This is a genomic window from Staphylococcus sp. HMSC071G07 (assembly GCF_001811435.1).
GTDB lineage: Bacteria > Bacillota > Bacilli > Staphylococcales > Staphylococcaceae > Staphylococcus > Staphylococcus pettenkoferi.
In genome coordinates, this window is the sequence record NZ_KV804768.1 from 499,238 (window position 1) to 522,447 (window position 23,210).

Sequence of the window (23,210 nt, forward strand, 5' to 3'; positions counted from 1 at the left end):
AAATAAACGTAATATAGGTAATATAAAGGTAACAGACGTCCTCATTTTACTAGCATTTTCCCACATCACGTGCCTACAGTTCTCTTAAACCTTGCGCTTACGTAAAGCTTTTTCAATAAAAATCACACCGATACCTAAGACCATCACTAACGTAGACATGTAGAGCGGGAAGTTATAATTCAGGTCATATAATCCACCTGCTACGAGTGGGCCGATGAAGTTTCCCATACTCGTAAAGGTTGAGTTGAGGCCTCCTGCGAAGCCTTGACGGTTACCCGCGATGTTTGAAAAGTAATTCGTTAACGCAGGACGAATCATATCGAAACCGATAAAAACGACGAAACTAATAATCATAATCGTCCAATAGTGACTTGCGAAAGTTAACGAAATCAAAATAATGCCTGAATAAACTAATGCATAGTTAATAAACGTAAGTTCTTTCAAATACTTCATAAACTTATCAAATAGCAAGACTTGGAAGATAGCGCCGAGTATACCACCGCCTGTGATGGCAATCGAGATATCAAATGGCTGATAGTGCGCTTTGTCCGCAGTGTATAATGGGAAGAGTGTTTCAAACGCAGATAAACCGAAAGCGAGAATGAGCGTAATCAACACAGGTGTCACGAACACTTTCCAATTAATCTTGCCTAACACGTCTGTTTGATAGTGTGTAAAGCCAGCTTGCGTATGATGTTTCGGGTTATGAAGTAACGTCACTGAAAGAATGAGTGCTAACACACCTGTCGTCCCGGCCATGTAGAACGGCAAACGGTGAGAGAACTCGGCCAAGAAACCACCTAAACCAGGTCCTAAGATAAAACCTGAATTAATGATGGCTGACATATAACCAAAGTTCTTTGCTTTATCTTTCGGATTTGAAATATCCGCAATCATACCTGTTACACCAGGCATAATCATACCGGCACTCCAACCACCAAGCACACGTGAAACGATTAATAATGAAAATGTGTGGCTCGTCGCAAAGAGAAACTCAGAAATTGAGAAGAGGACGAGACCTATACAAATGATGAGTTTCTTCCCTAACTTGTCTGCGAGCGTGCCGCCAAAGGGTGAAATAATCATTTGGGCTAGTGCGAAAACGGCTACGAGTATACCGAGGTCGCTCCCTTTTAACCCTAAATCTTTCAAATAGACTGGAAGAACTGGAATCACAAGACCAATACCTAGAAAGACAAGAAATATATTAAAGTATAAGATGAGAAATTGCTTCTTCATATAGATCCTCCAATCCTATAATGATGTTATCTTTGATGTTCAACAACTTATGATTGATACAAGACTTATCGCTCATATTATTTTATAATTTTAAACTATCCGTGCGTTCCTACACAATCAATACATATTATAAGGCGTTAACCGTTGCATAAAGCACTACATCCTAGTATCATTTAAATTTCAACTCTCACATCTTGCGTGGGTTTCGCGTTAATATTTAATTTTAATAATAGTTACGCTTCATTGCGACGCTACGATGATTGCGTTACATTGCGCAGTGGTGACACCGAAGAAACCTGAAATGCTTAGATGTGAATTTCAATGAAAGTAGGTGACGTTGTGAGCGCACGTTATATCGCTCGAATCGTCTTTCTCATATTATTTGTCTTATCTTTATTTGATCACATTTTTCAATTTATGACTTTGAATTTATTTTTAGCTTATGTACCGTTCGAACTGTGCTTCTTATTGAGATTATTTAAACCACAGCACCGTTTCGAATGGCCGTTATTTATCATATTTAGCTTAATCTTCATCTTTATGGTGCCGAATACGTTCTACATGATTACAGATTTAATCCATCTCAAGCAGTTTATCTTTAATTTCTACGCGGGCTTGAATTTAACTGAATGGATGTATTTCACTTATCTCTTAGCTGGCGTCTTTCTCGCCCTATACTGTCTCGTACTCATGTTCCGTGAAATACGTTATTTCACTCCGTATCGCTGGTTCAATCGCGCACTCATCTTGATCATGATGTGCTTAAACGGTTTCGGTATTTACATCGGTCGATTCTTGAGATTACATTCCGTTTATCTCATTAACGAACCTCTACGTATCGTCCGTAAGCTCGTGACCCAAGTCGACTTGAAAGCGATGGCCTTTGTATTGTTGATGGTCGTCCTTCAACTCTTACTCTACATCTTTATGAAAGGAGTTCGTAGCTTCAATTAATATGAATATCTTATTATTTATTATCATTATTATCTTACTGCAATTGCTCATCGGTCATCTCTGGCACAAAGCTGGCATGAGCCGTGGAGTCGCAATCATACTGTGCTGTCTTCCACTGGGCATCGGGCTTTTCCTAATGCAACTCTTCTACTACGAACGCCGTTATCCACATTGGGAGCTTGATAAGGCGAAGAAATTGCCGTTAAAGTACATCTATCTTCTCACCTTTGTCGAATTCGTCGCATTATATATTTGTATTTTTAAAATGTAAGTCAAAAAGAGCAGGACAATGCACACGACATTGTCCCGCTCTTTCTTCGTATTCTCTATTTATCTCTTACAATCCGTGCTTTTTATCCAGTAAATGATTCGCATCTGCGTAAAGATACATTAACGTTCCAAACAAAGCAAAGGATAATACAAACAATATCAACGTTAATATCGTTGCTCGTTTGAAATGTTTAATAAACGCAATAAATAAAATCCCACCATTATATAGGAAGAAAAGACCAAATAATACGAGCATGATATTAATATCTGCGAAAAAGATATTGAATAACAGCACGATTACTGCAAATACAACAAATGGAATTCGAATGAAATTACGTTCAAATTTGTATTGTCTTTCATAATAATCTTCATTATGAGTCGTCATAGCATCGCCGCTCCTTTTCCTTAATTATACTGTAAATCATGCGCTAAAGATTGTCTATTTCATGACGTTCTTATCAAGTAAACTGCAACATGTCTAGCTGGTTTCTTAACTGGTTGACGTCCAAACCTTCTCCTATCAATACGAGCGTTAATGGCATGTCCCTTTCTACTATCTCATAACTTGGTACTCCTGATGCATATTGGAAGAAATAAGTCGCATCAGGCATATCTCGAAAGCGCATATAACCTTTTAACCGCAAGATGTTGGAAGGCAATTTCAAGATGAATTGGTAGAACAACTGCCGATGTACAGGCCCCGTAAAGGTATAAACCAAGCTGTTAATACCGAGATGAGATGTCTTGTAAGATGCATCCACCGTGCCCTCAGGATGTTCCACAGGTTCAATTTGAGCGAGATTCACCTGCCCATAGGAAGTATACACACGTGGTGCAAAGGTATTACTGTAAGACACCAGATGATCGATGTGCTTTAAATAGTCATCCTCCACTAAATCTGTCTTATTAATAATGATAAAATGACTCGCAGCAAGTTGATCACTCATTAATCGAGACATATCCTGTGAATACTCATCCATTGTTAGTAATCCTTGTGCATCTGCCACTCCGATAATGGTAGGAACAGCTAAGCGGTCCGTTAAATCTGGAAACAGACATGCTGTGTAAATATCGAGGGGCTGAGCGATTCCAGTTGCTTCTATTATAATATGTGTCAGAGATTGATCTTTCGTTAATTCCATAAGTTGATCAATCAATTCTGTACTCGAATCACAACACACACAACCATTCAATATTGGATACACCTTAGTTTGAGTCTGCTTTATGTCATCTTCAACGTAAAAATTTCCATATTCATTAAGGATAATAGCTAATTTCTCATCATTATTTAATAATTGTTTAATATACTCATTAAGAAAGGTCGTTTTACCACTCCCTAGAAATCCGGTGATAATTGTAACCCGCACTTCTCTGTTTTTTCTTTTCTTCATATTATCACTCATTTCTTTTCGAATGTTTGCGTAAAAATTAAATATTATATTTTATTTGACCTTTAGTAGTTATCTCAGTAATTATCTTCTTACTTGATAAAACAAGGGATATCTTCTACACTTTAATCATACTTTATTTTAGCAATGCAGTGCGAAAAAGTATTTTAAAAAATTTGTATCACACAACAAAGACGGATTCAAATCCGAATACAGAGAGAGAAAATTACGGATAGAATGTCTGGAGGAGAACTTTATGTCTGAACAACTTAATTTGAAGGAGCAACTTTGCTTTAGTTTGTACAATGCTCAAAGACAAGTTAATCGCTACTATTCAAACAATGTCTTCAAAAAGTACAAACTTACTTACCCACAATTCTTAGTTCTTACTATATTGTGGTCAGAGTCACCAGTCAATGTTAAGAAAGTTGTTACTGAACTTGCATTGGACACTGGTACAGTTTCACCACTACTAAAACGCATGGAACAAGTTGACTTAATCAAACGTGAACGTTCCGAAATTGACCAACGTGAAGTGTTTATTCATTTAACAGAGAAGAGTGAACAAATTCGTCCAGAATTAGATTCTGCTTGTAACGAAGTAGCTGAAGCAACTTCACTTACAGAAGACGAATTTAGAGAGCTTAACCGTTTACTCGGTAAGATTATCACTGCTTTTACTGAAAAAGACAAATAATAGACAATTGTTATATATAACTCATATCACAATGGTATATGTGTGAAGTACAAGCGGGAGATGAATCTCATGGTTCATCTCCCGCTTTATATATCATATAAAGAAAGAACGCATTCGTACTATATTTCTACATTTTTAAGATAATTCAACTACACGTTTCAAATATGAATCGGTAGACATCAGTGTCTCGTAACGATCAAACTCAACAATTTGACCATCGATGACGACTGCCACTTTATCAAATTGAGGTAAAATATTGAGGTCATGCGTTGCTACGATTAGAGTCTGCGCACGTTCATGGAGTACATTCATCACTTTATCAGCAGTCGCACGATCTAGCGCCGTTGTTGGTTCATCGATGACCCACACCGGCAAATCACGTAAGAGTAAACGCGCCAAACCTAGACGAACTTTCTCCCCGCCTGATAGTGTCTGACCTTCTAAAGTCACTTGCTTATCTAAATCTAAGTGACTTAAGCCCAGCACATCTAATACAGCACGTAATGTCGTATCATCAGCGTCACTGAGTAAATTCTCTCTCAACGTACCATCAAATAATTGTTGCGATTGCAGGGGTCCACTCATCAACGTATATTTCTCTTCGTCAGTGAGTTCATACGTTGGTACACCTTGAATCATCACTTGACCCGCTTCACTCTGATATAAACCTAAGATAAGTTGTAGCAACGTACTTTTACCAGAACCTGAAGGCCCTATCAACGCCACATGCTCGCCCGCTCTAATATTTAGATGCACATTATGCAACAACCGACTTTCTTGATTCGCATATCTAAAGTCTACATCACGTAATTCAATTTCATAAGGTTCAGATGAGGTTTCGTCGCTCGTATGTGACACCTCTTGTGACATAGAATGCGCAATCACTTCATTAATATCATGCCAAGCGCGATCCGTTTCTGCTTTGTAGTAAGCCACATTACTCATCGGCACCGCTTGTTCAAATAATGTGAGCAACATCAAGACAATACTCGTTAAATAAATGACATTGACGTGTCCTGTTTGCACTTGAGCGACTCCAAGCCACAAAGTAAGAAAGAGCGCGATCATTGACAAGAGGTTCAATCCAAGGTCATAGAACGTGATAAACTGCTGTTCTTTATGACTTGAACGTTGATACCGTTTAAGATCGTCCTCCGCCATTTGGTGATAGGTCGCTTGTTGGTTAAAACGAGCGAGCTCTGAATACCCTGCTTTGTAATCGTAAAAGCGACCTAAAAATTGGCTTTCATCTTGCGCTACTTGTTGCATATAACGCTGAGCTTTCTTCGCGCTCAACCACGGTAGCACACCTAAAGAAATGCCCATGCTTACCAAGATGATTAACGCGTGAACGTATGAAAAGAACATCATTGTAACCAATGTAATGATAGCTGTGATGCCAATGACAATGGGCGGATAGTATACTCTTAAATAAACATTCTGCAAGGACTCCACGCGATTAACGATACGTGCGAGTAAATCGCTTGAGCGAAAGCGACGATAGACATCTGGAACGACGGGGACAAGACCGCGATACATTTGAACGCGAACGTCTCGCAACATCGTAAACGTCGTCCGATGAGAAAGGAGTCGTTCAATGTAACGTGCAATCGCTCTGAGAAAGCCAAACATTTTAACTGAAACAACCAAGACCATTAAGGCAAAGAGCGGTGCACCTAACGCGCTTTCTGTCACCATATAGCCACTGAGAAAGAACATGCCAAGTGCAACTAAACTACCAATTATACCTACTAATATTGAAAGAATCAGATCTCTATCTGGTCTAATCTTCATTTGTGGCTTCACCTCTTCCACTCACATACTTCGGTTCGGACTGACGACGCGCATCACTATAATGAATACCACCGTCACGCAGAACAATGTGTTGCTGAACGTGATTTAACGTAGAGGCACGATGAGCAATCACAATCATAGCCGTAGTGGTAAAATGTTTGTCAATTGCCTCTTGAATCAGCTGTTCAGTTTCAATATCAAGCCCCGTCGTAGGTTCGTCTAGAATAATCAAATCAGGTCGTAACAATAAGACACGAGATAGTTCCAAACGGCGCATTTCACCGCCTGACAACATCTCTCCACCTTCACCTATCGAGGTATCTATACCACGTTGCAAGTGCGTAATCTTGTGCTTAAGCCCTACTTCTTCTAATACTTGCCAAACTTGAGTATCCGTGTACTTCTGGAACATCGTCACATTCTCACGTATCGTTGCGTTAAACAAATATGGAGATTGGCTTAACATCCCTATTTGTAACCGAGGAGAAACATACGTTACGGTTCCATGCGTTGGTCTTAGAGACTGGGCAATTAATTGTGCGAGCGTCGTTTTACCCACACCACTAGCCCCCACTAATGCCAGATGTTCACCTCGACGTATATCTAAGTTAATGTGTTGCAACACTTGAGGTTGCTGAGCATCATATCGAAAGCTGACATCATTCAGACGAACGAGTGGTGTCTGCGTCGTATCATAAGCGGCCGTACGTTGCGTATCTTCCGTTTCGTCCAACATATCAAAGACCACATCAGCAGCACCCTCGCTTTGTTTACCAGTATGGAAAGACTGACCGAGATCTTTAATCGCGTTATAGAACTCAGGCGCAAAGAGAAGTGCGATAACTGCCGTTTCGAAAGAAATATTATGGAATAAGATGAGCCCTAATCCTACTTCCAAAGCGACAATCCCAATTCCTAACATACTGATAAATTCCAACATTAATCCGGAAAGAAAGGCACTTTTCAAGATTTGCATCGTGAGCGTTCTAAAGCGCGTACTTTCTTGATCAATTGAGGCGATGGAATCTTCCGTCTTTCTAAAGAGTCTGAGTGTGACGAGCCCCTGGACTTTGTTTAAGAACCGTTGACTAAAATGATTAAAATACGTCATCTTGTCTTTCGCTTCGTCTCGCGTTTTCAAACCAAAAACGATATAGAATAGAGGAATGAAAGGTGCTGTCACTAACATGATTAAGGCAGTGTTAAGATGAATCACACACATCGTTACGATAATGAAAGCTGGCACGAGCATCGATTTAAACACTTGAGGTAGATAATTATTAAAGAATGGAGCGATATCATTGATGCTTTGCGTTAACGATGCGAGTTGAGCGCCTATCGGTTGGGTGAGTCGTCGATTTAACATGGCATTTCTGAGCCGATACTGCACACGTCCGGCTAGGTGATTACCTACCATGTCATTAGCGCTAGTGAATAGTGCGCGTAACAGTAAACTTGCTAATAGAATCGCCCACATCGTGAAATGTGGCGCTTCACCATGCATGAGAATACGATGGAGCACTTTACCAATTGCTATATTCTGTACGATGACAGCACTTGCCACACCGATACTCATCAGTCCTAATAACAACAGAAACCATTTATATTGAAATGCATATTGCATGAGTCGTTTCACATTCATCACCTCCATCAATTATAAATCTTCACGTTGAAATATAAATCAATTCGCTTACTGGAACTTTAGACTGAATTAATAGAATTAGTAGCAAAATTTAAAATTCATGTGCTATGATAATGAATTGAAACGAAGATAATATTAATGAATATGAAAGTAGGTAAATTATGATCATCATTGAATTGATTAAAGGGATTATACTCGGTATCGTTGAAGGTCTAACTGAGTTTGCCCCTGTATCTTCTACTGGGCACATGATTCTCGTAGATGATATTCTCTTGAAATCGAAAGAATTTCTCGGACCTGAATCTGCTTTTACCTTTAAAGTAGTGATTCAACTCGGCTCAGTATTCGCAGCAGCGTGGGTCTTCCGTGAACGTTACTTCGAAATGTTACATATCGGCAAATATAAGAACGAACCTGTGGACGGCTTCCGCTCTAAACCGAAACGACTAAACTTGTTCCATATCTTAATTGGTATGATTCCTGCAGGTATACTTGGCGTCCTCTTTGACGATTTGATTGAAGAATATCTATTCAGTGTACCTACAGTGATGATTGGGTTACTCATCGGTGCATTCTACATGATTGGTGCTGATATCGTGAGTCGTCGCATCAAGAACCCACAAACGGTCGACCAGATTAGCTATTTCCAAGCTTTCGTGATTGGCCTATCTCAAGCCGTAGCGATGTGGCCAGGGTTCAGTCGTTCAGGCTCAACGATTTCTACAGGTGTATACATGAAGATGACGCATAAATCTGCATCTGACTTCACCTTTATCATGTCCGTACCAATCATGTTAGCCGCAAGCTGTCTCTCACTTGTGAAACACATTGGTAGTATTCATGCGACAGATATTGCCTTCTACTTCTTAGGCTTCGTCGCAGCATTTATCGTCGGCTTAATCGCAATCAAGACATTCTTACATCTAATCAATAAAGTCAAATTAATTCCGTTCGCTATCTATCGTATTATCTTAGTCGTGATCATCGCCATTCTTTACTTTGGTTTCGGCTTAGGTACAGGCATTAGTGGTGAATAATAAAACGCACTTAAGGATATGTTCAGACATTCTAATCCGATGATTGCATCGTTGCGTCTGTAACATATCCTTTTTTTACTATCTCAACTAGCCGTAGAAGAGACGTGTTATAATAAAAGTGAAGTGGCGCAGTAAGCCAAAGTTTACTGCCGAACGTTAAGGGGTATTAGACAACATAGTATAGATGAATATGGAGGCAACGTATATGGATAAACAGAAACTTATTCGCACAATCGTGACAGTCGCACCAGTATTTCTTGTGCCATTAATCACTGAACGTAAACGTATCAAAGAACATCCAGATGTTAAACGTGCTGCCGATGCTACAGGTCGTGCATCGAAGAAAGTCGCGCACAAATCCGTGGACTTTAAAGACGCAGTCGTTGATAAATCTGGAGACGCTAAAGACTACGTTGTTGAAAAGAAACATCAATATGATCAAAAACGCAGATTGAAGCAAATCGCGAAACAAAATGATCCGAAATACATCGAAAAGCAAGAAAAGAAACAAGAGAAGAAAGACCGTAAAGAAGCGCACAAACTCGACAAAAAGCTAGAGAAAAAAGCTGAAAAACGTCGCAAACAAGAAGCAAAGGTACAAAAACAGAACGAAAAACAACGTCAAAAAGATCTTAAAAAAGCCGACAAACACATGAAAAAAGCTGGCTTTACACCGAGCGAACTTGACGATGCTGCTACGCAAAAGAGCAAACAGCTCACACATGAACAAGTTCAGAACGAACAAGCAGAGCTCGCTCAAAAAGATCGTCGCGCTGCTACTAACCAAGATAACGGTGCACGCTAAGATGTTTAACCGCATACTTATAGATGGAGATGCTTGTCCAGTCATTGATTCAATCGTTGAACTTACTGAAGGAACAGGCATCTCCGTTCTTATATTACGCAGTTATAGTCATTTCTCGCTGAACAATTATCCAGCACACGTCGAAGTCACATACGTAGACGACGGTCCAGATGCTGTAGACTACAAGCTTCTTGCCATCAGTCGCCCTACTGATTTAGTAATCACGCAGGACTATGGTTTGGCGAACCTACTTCTCGACAAAGTCTATCAAGTTCGTCACCACAATGGTAAGCTATATAATAGTACCAACATTCAACAACTATTAGATCAACGACATCAATCTGCACAATTACGTCGTAGTGGTGTGCGCACGAAAGGTCCTTCAAAGTTCAGTGCAGAACAGCGACGTCAATTTGAACGTGTACTACAACAGTTGATTGAACAGGATACAAGATAGGAGGAAACAATTGTGAAACGAATTGCAGTCTATTGCGGTGCAAGCAAAGGTCGAAATGAAATTTATGTTAAAGAAGCGTACCAACTTGGTAAATATATGGCCGAACAAGGCTACGAACTCGTCTTTGGTGCTGGTTCTGTTGGTATCATGGGTGCGATACAAGATGGTGTACTCGATGCAGGAGGTCACGCGATTGGTGTCATGCCTAAAATGTTAGATGAGAAAGAAATTACAAGCCAGAAAGTGAGTGAACTTGTACTCGTCGACTCCATGCACGAGCGCAAGAATAAGATGACTGAACTCGCAGATGCCTTTATCATGGCACCAGGGGGAGCAGGTTCTCTCGAGGAATTCTTTGAAATGTACAGTTGGTCTCAAATTGGTATTCATCAGAAACCAATTGCCGTCTTCAATATCAACGGTTTCTTTGAACCTCTTCAAAATATGCTCGATGGAATGATTACCGAAGGCTTTATCGATGCGAAATACAAGAACCTCGCGCCTCTGTGCGATACGAAAGAAGCATTGCTCGAAACACTTGAGAACTATCAGCCACTCGGTGTGCGTACATACGATTAAGGCTTAGTGGTAGCTTTAGGTAAAATGCATCTTAAGTGTGCGGGTGACATTAGCGTTTCGTTTGAATATAAAAGCGCCAGTCGGCTCGAGGGTAAGTTTGAACCTCGTCGACTGGCGTGAATTTGTATTGGATAAGGGAAATTTAAATTACGAAGATTTTAATGGTGACTCACAATGACGCATTTAATTTACAGGATCTACCTCCCTATTTAATTAACAAGACCTACCTGGCTCGCTAACGATTGGTCATTAGCTAAAATAGTATCTACAGCCTCATTGAGGCGCTTAATATAATCTTGATGATGCGCTTTCACTTTTTTCACCTTTGAGTTCTTATCATCCAATTTCTCTTTATGGTCAGTCAACACAATCTTTTTCGTTACGCCCCCTATCTGTAACGCTTCTAGAATTTCATCTTCATCCAATTGACTCCCTAAATCTCTAGCATCTTCAAGCCCGTTATTCCAGATATAATCATATTCGCCGATAGTATGTTTATACAAATCGCTTAAATTATCTAATTCTGTATTCAACTCCTCCTTCAAATGCTTCACCACAGCTAAGGCATTTGAATCATCCAAATACTTCAGATCTGTCTCAGTGAGCACCCCACCATTGCTGCTTAGTAAACATGTACGAGTTGCTTCTATGTCTGATAGCTCCTTCTTTGTTTCATTAACTATTTGTTGAAAATCTTTCTTCTTTGGTAATAAAAGATCTCTTTGTTTACGTAATTTTTCTTGTGTTTCAGGCTTTAAGAAATTTTCAATACTAGAGACTTATTTTAAGCAAAATCTAAAAGTATCTGATATGTGCAAGCGTCTTAAGCACGCAAAGCAAACCGTATACAACGTTATCAATGCTTTTAAAGAAGGCCTCACAGTTATCGATTTTTATCAACATTATAAGCGAAATAAGTCGCGGTGTGGTCGTAAGAAAATCAGTCTTCCTAAGGATCAAACGTCTTACATCCAAGAAAAAGTTAATCACGGATGGTCTTCTGATGCCATTCTTGGACGTAAAGAAAAACATGTTAACTGTTCGTTAAAAACGCTATATCGCACGTTTCAAAGAGGCACTTTCCCTACAGAAAAACTCGCTATAAAAGGTAAATGCAAACCTAATTACTATAAGGAAGTGGATTTTAATAAAATTAATGACGAGGAAATGATTAAAATAACACGTAAGTTAAATCAAATTCCTCGTAAATCACTTAATTATCTTACACCTGAAGAAAAATTTTTGAGTTTAATTGAAGATGAAAAACTGTCTAGCTTAATTTGACAAACGAAAAAAGAAAAGTTGCTATTACAGTTAATGCTAAATATACGGAAGTGAATGCTTTACTAGTATTATCTTATAAGTACAAAGCTATAAATGGGGTGATAGAACTTGTAGTAAATATATTTAGAAACGATCCAATTAAACGTATATATATTTAAAGGTAGCTTAAATTTATTCATATTCCTTATAAGAAATCATAATTTTTTTCCCATTGTTATATTAATGTCTGAAAAACCTAGCTTCTCATATAAACATGCTGCATTATTGCCTTTATATACGTTCAATCTTATTTCATAACAATTTTTATTTTTATAATATTCACAAGAGAAATTCAATAATTTAGTAGCAATTCCTTTATTTCGATATTCTGGAATTACAAAGAGTTCATAGATAAAACCAAATTTCTTATTCGAGAAATTATCTTCTTTTTCATCTAATAAAACCCAACCAATCACTGTAGAATTTTCTATTATTACAAAGTATTCTGCCCCACTTTCATACAATTTCTTCGAATTTTTAATAATGGTTTCATCTGATAAAATAATATTATTGGGTGTTTCTTCATTAAATGCTTGAGGTGTTAAATCCTCAATTAATTTAATCTCATCATTACTTGGCTGTTTAATAATCATATTATCGTCTCCTAACTAGAATAAGGGCAATATATTAACAGTATTAGCCTAAAATTTTTTGTTCATTCGTTGATGAGAGCATTTTAGGGAATTTTATATTCATTTCATCACTACTTTTATACCTACTCGACTATAAGGCCCCTGAAGTTTTTTGTCCTACTCCAGAAACATATAAAGGTACTTCATTAACTCCGTCAATTTTTAGTTTTCTCTCTATAAGACTGTCTTTTATAGCTCCCGTAACAAAAACTCCTAAATCTAAAGCTGTGCCTGCCAGTAAAAAGTTTTGTGCGTAATGTGCAGTTTCATAATGCATTATTCTATAAATTCTACTGCCTTTATACTTCCATTTTGTCTATTAATTACACTAGTATAAAAAATTGTTACTGCAGCATATAAAAAGTACTCTTGTCCATATAATGATTCATCCAAAAATTCATTTGTACTAGTATCTGAAATCAAAGTTAATGAATGATTTTTTTGACAATAATGATATGTTCCCTCTTCCGCACCATTACAATTATTTATAACTGGATATAGCTTTATAGAGTGTCATAATCCTGGTGATGGAGCTACTTTTTTATTTACTTCACCAAAGTAGTTTGTTGAATTCGTAAATAAAATCACACCTGTATAAAATAATAGATTGGATAAACTTTGTAAGGATATGCTTTCTCCAGAAAAATTCCTACAAGATCTTCTTGAAGTCAAAACATCTTTTTCATAATGTTGTCGAAATTCAAAGTTCATGGTTGCCTCCATTCTCCAATGAATTGATTAGATTTTTCAGAATTCTTTTTATAAATTATATACCATTTTCACTTGCATAGCAATATGTTAAAAAAGTTTTTATGTAGATATAATTACTAGAATAAGATAACTATTCTCTCCCCATCCATCTATTATTTCTACATAGGTATCCTCTATTTCCCTCCATAATAAAAAGCCCTACAACACACTTACACTACGTATGTCATAGAGCTCGTTTTAACTATTTTAATGTCTAATCTTACCTAATAATGAAGAAACTGCATACCAGAATGGTTTAATCGGTTTAATAAAATCACCGATGTACTCTTCGACATGCGCATTAAAGCCTTTCTTGAACTGTTGAACACCGGCGTCTTCAGCATCCTCACTAAAGTCACCCGTGATACCATAAAAATTGTAGCGCTCAATACCGTTCTCTAATGCGAACTTGATCATTTCCCATTGTAAACGGTAGGCGCCCATGTAACGGTTGTATTTCGGATTGGAACCGCTCGATAAGTAATACACTTCGTGCTCGTTATGAATGTAAAGGGCTGCGGCTAAATTTAATTCTTTACCATCTGTTTGTATCATTTCTTCTGTTTCAGCAATCTTGCGTTGGTTACCATTGAGTTGCTGAGTAAGCTGATTATGCTTGTTCTTCTGTTTCTTAGAATTTGGGCTCTCTTCTAAAGCTTTGTTGACTTCCGCAATCTGTTGCTCTAAATCATCATGTTTCTCGCGTAAAGTCGTCAAATATTTGTCTAAATCTACATAAGCTAATCTTAATGAAGCATTGTCACCATAGACTTTCTGCATGTATTCAAAGTACGCTTCATCTCTGAATTTAAAGCCATGCTTTTCTTCAGCCATATGGAACAAACGATAGAACTTAGGCGTTTCCTCTATAGACAGATCTTTAACTTCTACGCCCATTTCATACGTCTTTTTAATATTACGACGTGTTTGATAGTCCATCTCATTCAGTACTTCTTTACCGTTCTTACCTTTGAGGTCGAGCACAGAAAGCCAACGAATTTGACTCATATCTGAATAACCTGTCGTATAACCTTGATGTTTATAGCCGAGCTGTTCGAGTTCTTTTTTAAAATGCTCATTATGATAGCGTTCGAGAATTTCACCATCTGCATTGCGCACACTTTCTAACACATATGGATCTACTAAGACATAAAGGCAATTTTCTTTTTTAAGATAGTCTGTCAGATTTTTAAAGAAAAAGTTCACCAATTCGATATTGTTATAATCCATCACTGGTCCACGGTGCGTATAGAAATAGTTAAAGAATTTGAAAGAACGTGCTTTCGTTAATAAACAAGCAGCTAACACGTTCTCACTGTCATCTTTCACACCTAATAAATAGGCATCTTGAAAGTGTTCAGCTCGATATTCATAATGCGCTGCGCTTTGAGTATAATGCGAAAAATGATGATCGACAAATTCTTGAAATTCTTTAGTTGTAAGTTGAGTAAAATACATAGCGTAACTCCTTTATAATCATGACATCTCTTATTTCTACTTACTTTACAATGTTAAGAAACTTACAACTTATTGTAACATTCTTTTAATATACTCGTCATATTGTACACAGCTTAAAAGTGGTAGGCTAGCCATTCTGCGCTAACACCCCACCACTTAAGAGGACGTTAAATCTTTATAATATCTGACATGACGCTTCAACGGATGGTATTTTCCCAAATTAGGGTATTCAAAGTCGTCGTAGTGCGACATCCCTATCTTCTCCATCACTTTACGTGAACTCGCATTTCCTTCCGCCGTCAACGCATAGACTTCAGTGATACCTTGATCCTGGGCATACGCTAACACCGCTTCAGCTCCTTCAGTCGCTAAGCCGTTCCCCCAAACTTCAGGAATCAACCGCCAACCTATTTCGTAAAATGGTAGCTCTTTAAACCGATACTTACTTTCTTTCGGCAAATAATTCAAACCGATAAAGCCTAACCACTCATTCGTTTCCTTTAACTCAACAGCAAACAATCCAAGTTGATGTTTATGAATAATATCATTCATGAGTCGCATATCCACTTCAGATTTGCGATAACTCAACAAATCAGGAAAGTAACGTCTCACTTGCGTATTCGCATTCATTCTTTGAAACGGCAGTAAATCTTTCTCGTTCCAATCCCTCAATATTAAGCGGTCAGTTTCTATATAAATAGTCATATTCACACCTCTGATCCATCTCTGCTATACAGTAAATGAAAAGGGATGTTAATGACGTTGTTTCATACGTTTCCTCGTCTAACATCCCACAGACTCTTCTATTTATAGTTGTTGAAAATCTCATCAAATTCAACTACATTTCATGCTATGACATTCCCTATTGATGTGTAGCCTCATCGCTATCATGCGCGACAGGTGTCATTATGATTTCGTAATATAGCTAATGAGTTCTACGTGTACAGGTACTTCTTTCAAACGTTTACGTTCTGATTTAGGTGCCGTAAACGTCGCATCAATGAAATCACTTTGGTTATTCAAGTGATATGTAGCTACAAACGTATCTGTATCAGATTCGAAATTAGGTAAATGCGCAATGACGCGTTTGATTTCGCCAGTTGAATCTACAATTTCACGTCCTGTAATATTTTCAAGTTCTCTACCTAATTCTGGTAAAGTAATTGATCGACCTTCTAATAAACTAAATTCTTGTTCATGCATTTCGATTCATCTCCTTACTCTGATTACCCATCATCTCAGCACTTTTTTAGTAGTGGCGTGCCCACCAACGTTGTTTATCTTCATTATTTTTAATTCTATTATTTGATAGCTTTCCTATAATTATCCTTTTTAATACCCTTTTTTTAAAATAGTTAAACGTCGACACGAGAAGTTCAAATCAGGCGTTGCTAATTCAAGGTTTAGGGTTTAGCACTTAACGCTCACGCTTGCACTTCATATATTATACAGCGAACGGTTTGACTTCGCAAAATGAGACTGGTATTAGTAGCGTTCATCCATTTCATCCCTAGTCTTTTGAGGAATTCGAATCGCTATCTTCGTCACTTTTAGAGTCAGTTGAACTACCTTTATCGTCACTGTCCGCATCCTTATCTTCCTCTTTATCACCTTCATCGCTGTCACTTTCAGAACTAGAGCCGTTCACATCATTTTGAAGATCTTTTTCTTTATCCTTCAGCTTGTCGTTTTCATCTTCAAGCTTTTTCTTTTCTTTTTTCAATGATTTATTCTCTTTTTCAAGTTTCTCTGAATCTTTCTGTAACGACGCTTTTTCGTTACTTTTACCACAAGCAGACAGTGTCAACGTTGCGGCGAGAATCAATACTAACCATTTCTTCATAAATGGACTCCTTTACTCAATATTTCATATTTATTCTACCATTTCAGATCATGAAGTTCATGGATCAACTTAAATTGTCGTCGTTTTACAGATAAAAGTAAAGAGAGTCATTCCTTCCAACTTCACAACTTAATCTCATATAGAAATAAAAATTGATTTATTTAAAATACTTCGTCATAATATGTCATAATACGAATTTATTAATACAAAGGACTGCTGACGACAATGAAATCTACCGATAAACTCACACGCGAGAATAATGTTAAAGCGCTGAGGCTAAACAATACCGACCGAGAAATCTTTGAGAACTACATGGCCTACGTTCGAGCAGAATTACGGGTGAACTCACATGACTCTGAGAAGATGCTGAATCGCATACTCAAACGCTTGCTCGTGGCCGAAGACAAAGGCACACATGCGATGGATTTCTTTGACCATGATCCTAAGGCACACGCGCGTAAAGAGATCAAAGCATTGCCTAACGAAACCTTTATCAATATTTGTAAATATATTATTCAACATTTCATATTGTTATTAGGTTTGTTCTGTTTCCTTAAAGGATTTATCGGATTCTTTATTCGAACTTCACGTATTTATTTATATACCTTCCCTATTACGATTGTAGTCGGTATTGTCATTATCTTTCTTTTTATTTGGATGTTGTTTAAAACGATACAGATGCAGTGCTTTTCTAAATCACATTGGTCGTGGATATTGGCATATATCATTATTTTGTGTCTAATGATTTCGTTATTCTATGTTATTTTTATCCCGCAATCATTTTTAGCGTTCGGTCCTTACATTCGAGTAGGTAATTGGACCTTTATTCTCATATCGATTGCGTTAGTTCCAATTTCATTATATATTGATCATCACTTTGTAAATAAAGATGCGAATACGTCGTTATAATATAGAAATAAGGTTATCCCTCTACCCAGAGTAGATTTATGTCTTCTGAGGAAAAGGATAACCTTTTTTTATTACGCTACTCGTTCTTTCTTATTTATATACATATTAATTAATAGAAGAATTAAACCGATTAATGTGAGTAGTGGTGCAATGAAACTCAAATATTGTATAGGTAAACTTTCAACAACGACGCCGCCGATAAAGGCCCCGAGTGCATTTCCAAGGTTAAATGCTGATTGGTTCAGCGTACTCGCTAAAGTAGGTGCGTCTTGAGACACCAAAGTACTTTTAAACTGCAAGGAAGGGCTCATACTGAACCCAATGAAACCAAATAGGAAGATACCTACAACCATCGCTACGGCACTCATCTGGATAAAGTAAAGCGCAATGAAGTAAATGATGAATGTAATAAAGATAAGTTGCAAGGCACGGTTCAAGTTCCAATCCGCGAGCTTACCTCCGAAGATATTTCCAAGAGTCACACCTACGCCAAAGATGATGAGCATACCAGAAATGAAGTGCTCAGGTATTTCAGTGACATCCGTCAATATCGTAGAAATATACGTGAAATAAGCAAAGACACTACTGAAGCCGAAGAGTGTAATGCCTAATGTGAGCCACATTTCTTTCTCTTTCAGAATACGAAGTTCTTTCAACATAGATGATTTCACTTCTTCGCGCGTCATTGGTACGAAGAAGACGATACCTAATAAAGCAATGAAACCAAGTATAGCGATGACGACAAAGGTCATTTGCCATCCAAGATTCTGACCGATGAGTGTACCGAATGGCACGCCTAAGATGTTACTCAGACTGAGCCCCATAAACATTAATGCCATGGCACTTGCGCGTTTCTCAGGTCTCACCATGCTTGCGGCAAGAATAGAACCAATGCCGAAGAATGAGCCATGTGCTAATGACGTGATGATTCGGCTTGTTAGCATAAAGCCGTAGTTAGGACTCAAGGCCGCAGCAACATTACCAACAATGAATATTCCCATCAACGTCAGCAATAAATACTTACGATTCCATTTAATCGTTAACATCACAAGAATGGGACCACCGATTGCTACACCTAACGCGTAACCGGTAATCAGTTGTCCTGCGTCACTGACTGAGACATTCAAATCGCGTGCCACATTAGGGAGTAATCCCATGATGACGAATTCTGTCATTCCAATCGCAAACGCGCCAATGGCTAACATCCAAATTGCTACAGGGTACTTCATTTCTAGCCCTCCCTCTCTTTTATTATCTATGACATTATATATCACAAATTTTGTAATAAAATTACACGAGAGCGATTATACTAAAAATGAAGTCCTTACCTCAACCCCTTTACTTAACTTTTTCTTATGAAAACGCACTCAATTCTAATTTTCACTAATATCCTGACAAGTAAAATCAGTTGAGCGTAGCCACCTTAACCTAGAAAGTTTGCAAACTAAAAACAAAAAACGACCAGCGCACGCTCTTCAAGCGTACACTGGCCTATCATTCATTTTATCCAAAATTGTTAAAACACAAGCGCATCAAGCAAGAACCAAATCATCATAATGACCATAATCAAGGCTTGTGCTACTGTGCTCGCTAAGAATGCGACAATCGAACCGAAGCTCGCGCTCAATGCTTTCGTGAAATTCGGTTCTTGAATCATTTCAACTACAAATACAGCGATGAAAGGAATAATGATAATGCCAAATGGTGGGAAGACGAAGCAACCCACGATCACACCAATCAACGCAACCCACTCGCTCGTCTTCGAACCGCCAAATTTATTGACGAAATATTTATTCATCAAGAAATCAGCGAGCAGAATAAATACTGTAAACACAATCATCGCGGCATAGAAGATCCATGAAAGATGACCGTTGTGCATACCAAATTGATAAATTAAGAACCCAATCCATAAGAAAGGTAAGGACGGGATAATCGGTTTAATTAACCCGATAAATGCGACGACGAACGCCGCAATAATGAGTAACCATAATATGACTGTCATGCGTTATCTACTCCATTGTCTTTTTTAGTAAACTGCTGGTCTTGTGTGAAAAAGATTAGTATAACTCCTAGCAAAAGCGATGTTGCAGAGACGAAGAAGACTTGACCTAAACCTACCAAGTCACTCATCACTCCACCGAGTAAATTCCCACATAACTGACCTATGACCATCGCATTGGCGAATAATGTTGAAGAATAACCCGGAAAATCAGGGAGAATGTCTTGGAAATAAGTAATGCCAAGTCCTAACAGAATCGCTAGGAAGAAGGCCAAGAAGATTTGACCTATAATCATCGCAATGATGCTATCAAATATGCCTATACTTGCGAAGAAGACACTTCCACTCAGACCACCTAGCATCAGTAACGGACGTGTACCTACCTTAGATGACAACACGCCTAAGATAATCATGAAGGGCACTTCTAAACCTGCACAAATACCTGCAAGCACGCCCACATAGCGGCTTGTGTCGTGAAGATAGTCCGTAATAAATAAAGGCATATTCATCGTATACATCCATTGCCCAATATGTAACAAGATAAACCCAATAAATGGGATGAGTAGTGGCAAATTCTTCAACATATTGGGTGCTTTCGCTTCTACATGAGTTTGCGTAGAAACTTGATGTTGCGTTTGTACATTTTTAAAGAAAAAGACTTGCAGAAGTAAGGTGAAAAGCACAATCGTAATCGTCCCTGCGAAGAGACCGGAGAAACCTTGCGCATCAATAAAGAACGACCCAATAAACGGACCGAATGCGAATCCAAAGGAGAACATCGATCTCAAGACAGCATTCGCAAACTTCGCTCGATCACGTAATGATGACTGGTTAATCGCTTCACGAGCTGACGCGTACATTTGCGGCATGGCAGGCGCAAATAAGCCCTGGAATAACGCGTACAACACGAGATAGAGCCACTTGTTATGTATATAGAAGTAGAGGGCGAAACTCATCGCACCCATGAAAAGTGCACAGATAACTAAAAATTTACGGTTAATCGTATGTGTATCAGAGAAACGCGCCACTATCGCATTGACAGTGAATTGACTCACGGCAGCCGCTGCAAGTAACAGACCAAACTGCGGACGCGACATCCCTAACTCTTTCGTAGCAAATAAGACGAGAAAAGGGATGGTAATGGCAATACCTATCCCTAATAACATCATATTGACTACAAATAATTTATAGTTCTTTATATGTAATAGTTCTTTAAACATTGTAGTCCTCCTCGTCTAGCGGCAAGCAAAGATTCTTACGATTTCTTCACATACTCCATGACTAAGTTGATAAACGAATCAACTTGTGGCAACTGCACCATACTTGAATCGTAGCTGAGGAAAGTCGAACGAATCAATGTATCTTGACCAAGATGCACACGTTGCGTCGCAAATTGTTCTTGATCGATGTGTTTCATCATAATTTCCGGCAGAATCGTCACACCTACGCCATTCAGCAACATTTCTTTACATGTCGCCACTTGGTCCACCGTAATCATCGCGTGGTAATCTTGCCCGAGATGCTGACTGTACCAATCTTTAATTTGATTAATATAAATCGGATCAGCTTGAAACTCAATAAATGGCAAATTGCTCACTTGTTCTTTACGATCACGTGGGTAAATAAAGTAATGCTCATCATTGTAAAGATGCGTATTACTCAAATTCATAATCTTGTTACCGCGAATAATCATGACATGATAATCTTTGTGATTTGCTTTAATTTGTTCACTGGAGCCAACTTGAACTTGTATTTCTACATTTGGAAATTGGCGTGTATAGAGATTGAGTACTTCAGGTAATAACGTTTGCCCAATAAGAGAGGAACAACCAATCGAAATCTTCCCATTGACCTCCCCGATATGCGCTTGCATCTTATCTCGGAAGAGACGCTCACGATTCAGCATATCCTTCGCATGCTCGATAATCATAGCCCCTTCCGTCGTCGTAATCAGCTGCTTCTTCGTACGGATAAAAATGTCTACGCCAAACGCACTCTCAATGGCTTTCAAACGTTGGGTTACTGCGGGTTGAGATATGTAGAGAATCTCAGCTGCTTTGCGCAAAGTCTTGGTTTCATTCAGTGTAGTCAGTAAACGATAATCTTCTATCTTCATAGTTTCCCCCTATAACAACTTTTCAGATATTCTGACTTATCTTTAGAACATTATTAGTTAAATTCATGAACCGTTATGCTTCTATCAAGAATAACCCTTCGTTAATTGAAATTTGCGTTCACTTCCACTTCACCTTGTATCCTATGCCCTGAGATGACAGGCTCACGTGTGAGTGTTGCGCTATTTACGAATAAACTTAGAGTAATCTTTCAAAGTCTTAGGTTGCTCTTTCTTTACAGTCCGAGTTTGCTGCTTGCTGTCATTGTGCTGCTGTTCATTATTATGACGTTGCCACTGTCCTTTGTTTTTACGTTGTGGCTTATGATTGCTTTTATTATTAAAATGCGATTGTTGCGCACGCGTAGTATGTGATTTCTGATTACGGCCTTTACGATGTTTCGGTTTAAATTTATTTCGAAATTTCGAATGACGTCCCTGCGCTTTTTGTTTTATTTTATGAAAACAATACATAATCTTGTCTTGCATTGCAGGAAAATCAGCATCGATCTTAATCATGAGTTGATGCGCAATCACGTACGCCTCATGATATTGCTTGTTCGTAATCTCTGCGTCGTTGAGGGCGCGCAATAAGTCGTCTTCATCAACGAGCTCATACTCACCATTAGGCAAGACCAAGACATCTAAGAAGAGATCAAGTGTACGCGCATGCCCACGTTGCGTAATATTCTTGATATTAATATCGAAATAATATTCAAGCGGATTCCCTTGGTCATCCATCATCACTGTAATACTATAGCGTTTCTTGTCAGGCAGAATCTGTAACCATTGATAGCCATCATCAGCCACGATAATATTGCGGTTGACCACTGATACCTCGAGAGGATCACGCACCTTGTGCATCTCAACCAAGCCGATAATGCCCTTAAACTTATTGTTGTTAACTCTAACTTCGGTATAATCTCTATCTATAATACGACGCCAGTGACGTTTATCGATATATTTTACTTTCACTGCCATCACTCCTTGATATTAATTATATAGAAGTGCTTTCCCTATGTCATCCTCTGTCTTATATGTCCCACGAATTATTTCATATATTCTCTGGCGTAGTAGGTTAAAATAGTGAGTTTTACAGACCCTAACATTTCGTCAACTTCCTCAGGAGAGTAAATACGTGGGTCGTTTCTGTATGCTTTCATCGCCTCTTTATAGCTTGCGAGAGCTGCTTCATCTTCAATTTTTTCTAGTGTTGCTTCTTTCATTAATCGACTAAGAGAAATACTGTGCGTCTGAGACATAATTAAAAATCATTTAATTTTCAATGATAAACTCTCGCTTGCTTGGGAGAAGTACAGAA

General features: G+C 38.3%; 28 protein-coding genes. 9 read left to right on the plus strand and 19 right to left on the minus strand.

Annotation, left to right across the window (positions count from 1 at the left end):
* Positions 1–84: 84 nt before the first annotated feature.
* Positions 85–1,239 (minus strand): multidrug efflux MFS transporter NorA, encoded by a 1,155-nt coding sequence (norA, locus tag HMPREF2802_RS06745; protein WP_002471790.1) that lies wholly within the window; start codon positions 1,237–1,239, stop codon positions 85–87.
* A 339-nt stretch (positions 1,240–1,578) separates the two neighbouring features.
* Here norA and HMPREF2802_RS06750 point away from each other — a divergent pair, with 339 nt between their 5' ends.
* Together HMPREF2802_RS06750 and HMPREF2802_RS06755 are read left to right on the plus strand one after the other, a co-directional pair.
* Positions 1,579–2,193, plus strand: a complete 615-nt coding sequence (locus HMPREF2802_RS06750; RefSeq protein WP_070503428.1) for a DUF1361 domain-containing protein — start codon at positions 1,579–1,581, stop codon at positions 2,191–2,193.
* A 1-nt stretch (position 2,194) separates the two neighbouring features.
* Entirely contained in the window at positions 2,195–2,464 is a 270-nt protein-coding gene (locus HMPREF2802_RS06755) for a hypothetical protein (protein WP_002471812.1), read from the plus strand.
* A 66-nt stretch (positions 2,465–2,530) separates the two neighbouring features.
* Here the strand turns inward: HMPREF2802_RS06755 and HMPREF2802_RS06760 are convergent, their stop codons facing one another.
* Positions 2,531–2,848, minus strand: a complete 318-nt coding sequence (locus tag HMPREF2802_RS06760) for a hypothetical protein (protein WP_002471804.1) — start codon at positions 2,846–2,848, stop codon at positions 2,531–2,533.
* 73 nt (positions 2,849–2,921) lie between these two features.
* Complete coding sequence (locus tag HMPREF2802_RS06765) at positions 2,922–3,854, minus strand: CobW family GTP-binding protein (RefSeq protein ID WP_070503214.1); 933 nt, start codon at positions 3,852–3,854, stop codon at positions 2,922–2,924.
* 253 nt (positions 3,855–4,107) lie between these two features.
* Here HMPREF2802_RS06765 and HMPREF2802_RS06770 point away from each other — a divergent pair, with 253 nt between their 5' ends.
* Positions 4,108–4,548: a global transcriptional regulator MgrA gene (locus HMPREF2802_RS06770; RefSeq protein ID WP_002472550.1), complete on the plus strand. Its 441-nt coding sequence runs from the start codon at positions 4,108–4,110 to the stop codon at positions 4,546–4,548.
* Between the two features lie 135 nt (positions 4,549–4,683).
* On the opposite strand, the gene cydC is transcribed toward HMPREF2802_RS06770, so the two are convergent.
* Both cydC and HMPREF2802_RS06780 read right to left on the minus strand, forming a co-directional pair.
* Entirely contained in the window at positions 4,684–6,342 is a 1,659-nt protein-coding gene (gene cydC / locus HMPREF2802_RS06775) for a thiol reductant ABC exporter subunit CydC (protein ID WP_242249891.1), read from the minus strand.
* Positions 6,332–7,984 (minus strand): ABC transporter ATP-binding protein/permease, encoded by a 1,653-nt coding sequence (locus tag HMPREF2802_RS06780; RefSeq protein ID WP_083307604.1) that lies wholly within the window; start codon positions 7,982–7,984, stop codon positions 6,332–6,334. Before HMPREF2802_RS06780 ends, cydC begins: the two co-directional genes overlap by 11 nt.
* Positions 7,985–8,145: 161 nt before the next feature.
* Between HMPREF2802_RS06780 and HMPREF2802_RS06785 the strand changes: the two genes are divergently transcribed.
* The 4 genes from HMPREF2802_RS06785 to HMPREF2802_RS06800 all read left to right on the plus strand — a co-directional run bounded on the left by HMPREF2802_RS06785 (position 8,146) and on the right by HMPREF2802_RS06800 (position 10,862).
* Positions 8,146–9,021, plus strand: coding sequence for an undecaprenyl-diphosphate phosphatase (locus tag HMPREF2802_RS06785; protein ID WP_002472508.1), 876 nt, complete (start codon positions 8,146–8,148; stop codon positions 9,019–9,021).
* Positions 9,022–9,226: 205 nt separating this feature from the next.
* Positions 9,227–9,826 carry a hypothetical protein gene (locus HMPREF2802_RS06790; protein WP_002472512.1) on the plus strand — a complete coding sequence of 200 codons (600 nt, stop codon included), beginning with the start codon at positions 9,227–9,229 and terminating at the stop codon, positions 9,824–9,826.
* A 1-nt stretch (position 9,827) separates the two neighbouring features.
* Positions 9,828–10,283: a YaiI/YqxD family protein gene (locus tag HMPREF2802_RS06795; RefSeq protein ID WP_070503219.1), complete on the plus strand. Its 456-nt coding sequence runs from the start codon at positions 9,828–9,830 to the stop codon at positions 10,281–10,283.
* 12 nt (positions 10,284–10,295) lie between these two features.
* Positions 10,296–10,862 carry an LOG family protein gene (locus tag HMPREF2802_RS06800; protein WP_070503220.1) on the plus strand — a complete coding sequence of 189 codons (567 nt, stop codon included), beginning with the start codon at positions 10,296–10,298 and terminating at the stop codon, positions 10,860–10,862.
* A 209-nt stretch (positions 10,863–11,071) separates the two neighbouring features.
* Here the strand turns inward: HMPREF2802_RS06800 and HMPREF2802_RS06805 are convergent, their stop codons facing one another.
* Complete coding sequence (locus HMPREF2802_RS06805; protein ID WP_218085168.1) at positions 11,072–11,395, minus strand: hypothetical protein; 324 nt, start codon at positions 11,393–11,395, stop codon at positions 11,072–11,074.
* 277 nt (positions 11,396–11,672) lie between these two features.
* Between HMPREF2802_RS06805 and HMPREF2802_RS06810 the strand changes: the two genes are divergently transcribed.
* Complete coding sequence (locus tag HMPREF2802_RS06810) at positions 11,673–12,146, plus strand: hypothetical protein (RefSeq protein WP_070503224.1); 474 nt, start codon at positions 11,673–11,675, stop codon at positions 12,144–12,146.
* Between the two features lie 194 nt (positions 12,147–12,340).
* Here the strand turns inward: HMPREF2802_RS06810 and HMPREF2802_RS06815 are convergent, their stop codons facing one another.
* The 7 genes from HMPREF2802_RS06815 to HMPREF2802_RS06840 all read right to left on the minus strand — a co-directional run bounded on the left by HMPREF2802_RS06815 (position 12,341) and on the right by HMPREF2802_RS06840 (position 16,868).
* Positions 12,341–12,778 (minus strand): GNAT family N-acetyltransferase, encoded by a 438-nt coding sequence (locus HMPREF2802_RS06815; RefSeq protein ID WP_070503226.1) that lies wholly within the window; start codon positions 12,776–12,778, stop codon positions 12,341–12,343.
* Between the two features lie 130 nt (positions 12,779–12,908).
* Positions 12,909–13,094, minus strand: coding sequence for a nitroreductase family protein (locus HMPREF2802_RS12340; protein WP_070503227.1), 186 nt, complete (start codon positions 13,092–13,094; stop codon positions 12,909–12,911).
* Between the two features lie 236 nt (positions 13,095–13,330).
* A complete protein-coding gene (locus tag HMPREF2802_RS12345; protein WP_242249890.1) occupies positions 13,331–13,528 on the minus strand; it encodes a hypothetical protein in 198 nt (65 codons plus the stop codon).
* 246 nt (positions 13,529–13,774) lie between these two features.
* Positions 13,775–15,025 (minus strand): aminoacyltransferase, encoded by a 1,251-nt coding sequence (locus tag HMPREF2802_RS06825; RefSeq protein WP_070503229.1) that lies wholly within the window; start codon positions 15,023–15,025, stop codon positions 13,775–13,777.
* Between the two features lie 156 nt (positions 15,026–15,181).
* Positions 15,182–15,730: a GNAT family N-acetyltransferase gene (locus tag HMPREF2802_RS06830; RefSeq protein WP_002472516.1), complete on the minus strand. Its 549-nt coding sequence runs from the start codon at positions 15,728–15,730 to the stop codon at positions 15,182–15,184.
* A gap of 201 nt (positions 15,731–15,931) precedes the next feature.
* A complete protein-coding gene (locus tag HMPREF2802_RS06835; protein ID WP_002472533.1) occupies positions 15,932–16,228 on the minus strand; it encodes a hypothetical protein in 297 nt (98 codons plus the stop codon).
* Positions 16,229–16,535: 307 nt separating this feature from the next.
* Positions 16,536–16,868 (minus strand): SA0632 family lipoprotein, encoded by a 333-nt coding sequence (locus HMPREF2802_RS06840; protein WP_070503232.1) that lies wholly within the window; start codon positions 16,866–16,868, stop codon positions 16,536–16,538.
* A 225-nt stretch (positions 16,869–17,093) separates the two neighbouring features.
* Here HMPREF2802_RS06840 and HMPREF2802_RS06845 point away from each other — a divergent pair, with 225 nt between their 5' ends.
* Positions 17,094–17,777 carry a DUF1129 family protein gene (locus HMPREF2802_RS06845; protein WP_049408086.1) on the plus strand — a complete coding sequence of 228 codons (684 nt, stop codon included), beginning with the start codon at positions 17,094–17,096 and terminating at the stop codon, positions 17,775–17,777.
* A 71-nt stretch (positions 17,778–17,848) separates the two neighbouring features.
* Here the strand turns inward: HMPREF2802_RS06845 and HMPREF2802_RS06850 are convergent, their stop codons facing one another.
* The 6 genes from HMPREF2802_RS06850 to relB all read right to left on the minus strand — a co-directional run bounded on the left by HMPREF2802_RS06850 (position 17,849) and on the right by relB (position 23,151).
* The gene (locus tag HMPREF2802_RS06850; protein WP_049409714.1) at positions 17,849–19,006 is read right to left on the minus strand and encodes an MFS transporter; all 1,158 of its coding nucleotides are present in this window, start codon (positions 19,004–19,006) and stop codon (positions 17,849–17,851) included.
* Positions 19,007–19,293: 287 nt separating this feature from the next.
* Positions 19,294–19,779 (minus strand): DUF456 domain-containing protein, encoded by a 486-nt coding sequence (locus HMPREF2802_RS06855; RefSeq protein ID WP_070503233.1) that lies wholly within the window; start codon positions 19,777–19,779, stop codon positions 19,294–19,296.
* A complete protein-coding gene (locus tag HMPREF2802_RS06860; RefSeq protein WP_070503235.1) occupies positions 19,776–20,996 on the minus strand; it encodes a sugar efflux transporter in 1,221 nt (406 codons plus the stop codon). The genes HMPREF2802_RS06855 and HMPREF2802_RS06860 overlap by 4 nt, the downstream gene beginning before the upstream one ends.
* Before the next feature lie 35 nt (positions 20,997–21,031).
* Positions 21,032–21,892, minus strand: a complete 861-nt coding sequence (locus HMPREF2802_RS06865) for a LysR family transcriptional regulator (RefSeq protein ID WP_070503236.1) — start codon at positions 21,890–21,892, stop codon at positions 21,032–21,034.
* A 180-nt stretch (positions 21,893–22,072) separates the two neighbouring features.
* Positions 22,073–22,864, minus strand: a complete 792-nt coding sequence (locus HMPREF2802_RS06870; protein WP_070503237.1) for a ribonuclease FAU-1 family protein — start codon at positions 22,862–22,864, stop codon at positions 22,073–22,075.
* A 74-nt stretch (positions 22,865–22,938) separates the two neighbouring features.
* On the minus strand, positions 22,939–23,151 hold the full coding sequence (relB, locus tag HMPREF2802_RS12150) for a type II toxin-antitoxin system RelB family antitoxin (RefSeq protein ID WP_070503240.1): 213 nt from the start codon (positions 23,149–23,151) through the stop codon (positions 22,939–22,941).
* Positions 23,152–23,210 lie beyond the last annotated feature (59 nt).

What these genes read in the sequence shown, in the direction of transcription:
- norA (WP_002471790.1), bottom strand. Translation starts at nt 1,239, where the DNA reads ATGAAGAAGCAATTTCTCATCTTATACTTTAATATATTTCTTGTCTTT.
- HMPREF2802_RS06755 (WP_002471812.1), top strand. Translation starts at nt 2,195, where the DNA reads ATGAATATCTTATTATTTATTATCATTATTATCTTACTGCAATTGCTC.
- HMPREF2802_RS06760 (WP_002471804.1), bottom strand. Translation starts at nt 2,848, where the DNA reads ATGACGACTCATAATGAAGATTATTATGAAAGACAATACAAATTTGAA.
- HMPREF2802_RS06765 (WP_070503214.1), bottom strand. Translation starts at nt 3,854, where the DNA reads ATGAAGAAAAGAAAAAACAGAGAAGTGCGGGTTACAATTATCACCGGA.
- HMPREF2802_RS06770 (WP_002472550.1), top strand. Translation starts at nt 4,108, where the DNA reads ATGTCTGAACAACTTAATTTGAAGGAGCAACTTTGCTTTAGTTTGTAC.
- cydC (WP_242249891.1), bottom strand. Translation starts at nt 6,342, where the DNA reads ATGAAGATTAGACCAGATAGAGATCTGATTCTTTCAATATTAGTAGGT.
- HMPREF2802_RS06780 (WP_083307604.1), bottom strand. Translation starts at nt 7,984, where the DNA reads ATGAATGTGAAACGACTCATGCAATATGCATTTCAATATAAATGGTTT.
- HMPREF2802_RS06785 (WP_002472508.1), top strand. Translation starts at nt 8,146, where the DNA reads ATGATCATCATTGAATTGATTAAAGGGATTATACTCGGTATCGTTGAA.
- HMPREF2802_RS06790 (WP_002472512.1), top strand. Translation starts at nt 9,227, where the DNA reads ATGGATAAACAGAAACTTATTCGCACAATCGTGACAGTCGCACCAGTA.
- HMPREF2802_RS06795 (WP_070503219.1), top strand. Translation starts at nt 9,828, where the DNA reads ATGTTTAACCGCATACTTATAGATGGAGATGCTTGTCCAGTCATTGAT.
- HMPREF2802_RS06810 (WP_070503224.1), top strand. Translation starts at nt 11,673, where the DNA reads ATGTGCAAGCGTCTTAAGCACGCAAAGCAAACCGTATACAACGTTATC.
- HMPREF2802_RS06815 (WP_070503226.1), bottom strand. Translation starts at nt 12,778, where the DNA reads ATGATTATTAAACAGCCAAGTAATGATGAGATTAAATTAATTGAGGAT.
- HMPREF2802_RS12340 (WP_070503227.1), bottom strand. Translation starts at nt 13,094, where the DNA reads ATGCATTATGAAACTGCACATTACGCACAAAACTTTTTACTGGCAGGC.
- HMPREF2802_RS12345 (WP_242249890.1), bottom strand. Translation starts at nt 13,528, where the DNA reads ATGAACTTTGAATTTCGACAACATTATGAAAAAGATGTTTTGACTTCA.
- HMPREF2802_RS06825 (WP_070503229.1), bottom strand. Translation starts at nt 15,025, where the DNA reads ATGTATTTTACTCAACTTACAACTAAAGAATTTCAAGAATTTGTCGAT.
- HMPREF2802_RS06830 (WP_002472516.1), bottom strand. Translation starts at nt 15,730, where the DNA reads ATGACTATTTATATAGAAACTGACCGCTTAATATTGAGGGATTGGAAC.
- HMPREF2802_RS06835 (WP_002472533.1), bottom strand. Translation starts at nt 16,228, where the DNA reads ATGCATGAACAAGAATTTAGTTTATTAGAAGGTCGATCAATTACTTTA.
- HMPREF2802_RS06840 (WP_070503232.1), bottom strand. Translation starts at nt 16,868, where the DNA reads ATGAAGAAATGGTTAGTATTGATTCTCGCCGCAACGTTGACACTGTCT.
- HMPREF2802_RS06845 (WP_049408086.1), top strand. Translation starts at nt 17,094, where the DNA reads ATGAAATCTACCGATAAACTCACACGCGAGAATAATGTTAAAGCGCTG.
- HMPREF2802_RS06850 (WP_049409714.1), bottom strand. Translation starts at nt 19,006, where the DNA reads ATGAAGTACCCTGTAGCAATTTGGATGTTAGCCATTGGCGCGTTTGCG.
- HMPREF2802_RS06855 (WP_070503233.1), bottom strand. Translation starts at nt 19,779, where the DNA reads ATGACAGTCATATTATGGTTACTCATTATTGCGGCGTTCGTCGTCGCA.
- HMPREF2802_RS06860 (WP_070503235.1), bottom strand. Translation starts at nt 20,996, where the DNA reads ATGTTTAAAGAACTATTACATATAAAGAACTATAAATTATTTGTAGTC.
- HMPREF2802_RS06865 (WP_070503236.1), bottom strand. Translation starts at nt 21,892, where the DNA reads ATGAAGATAGAAGATTATCGTTTACTGACTACACTGAATGAAACCAAG.
- relB (WP_070503240.1), bottom strand. Translation starts at nt 23,151, where the DNA reads ATGTCTCAGACGCACAGTATTTCTCTTAGTCGATTAATGAAAGAAGCA.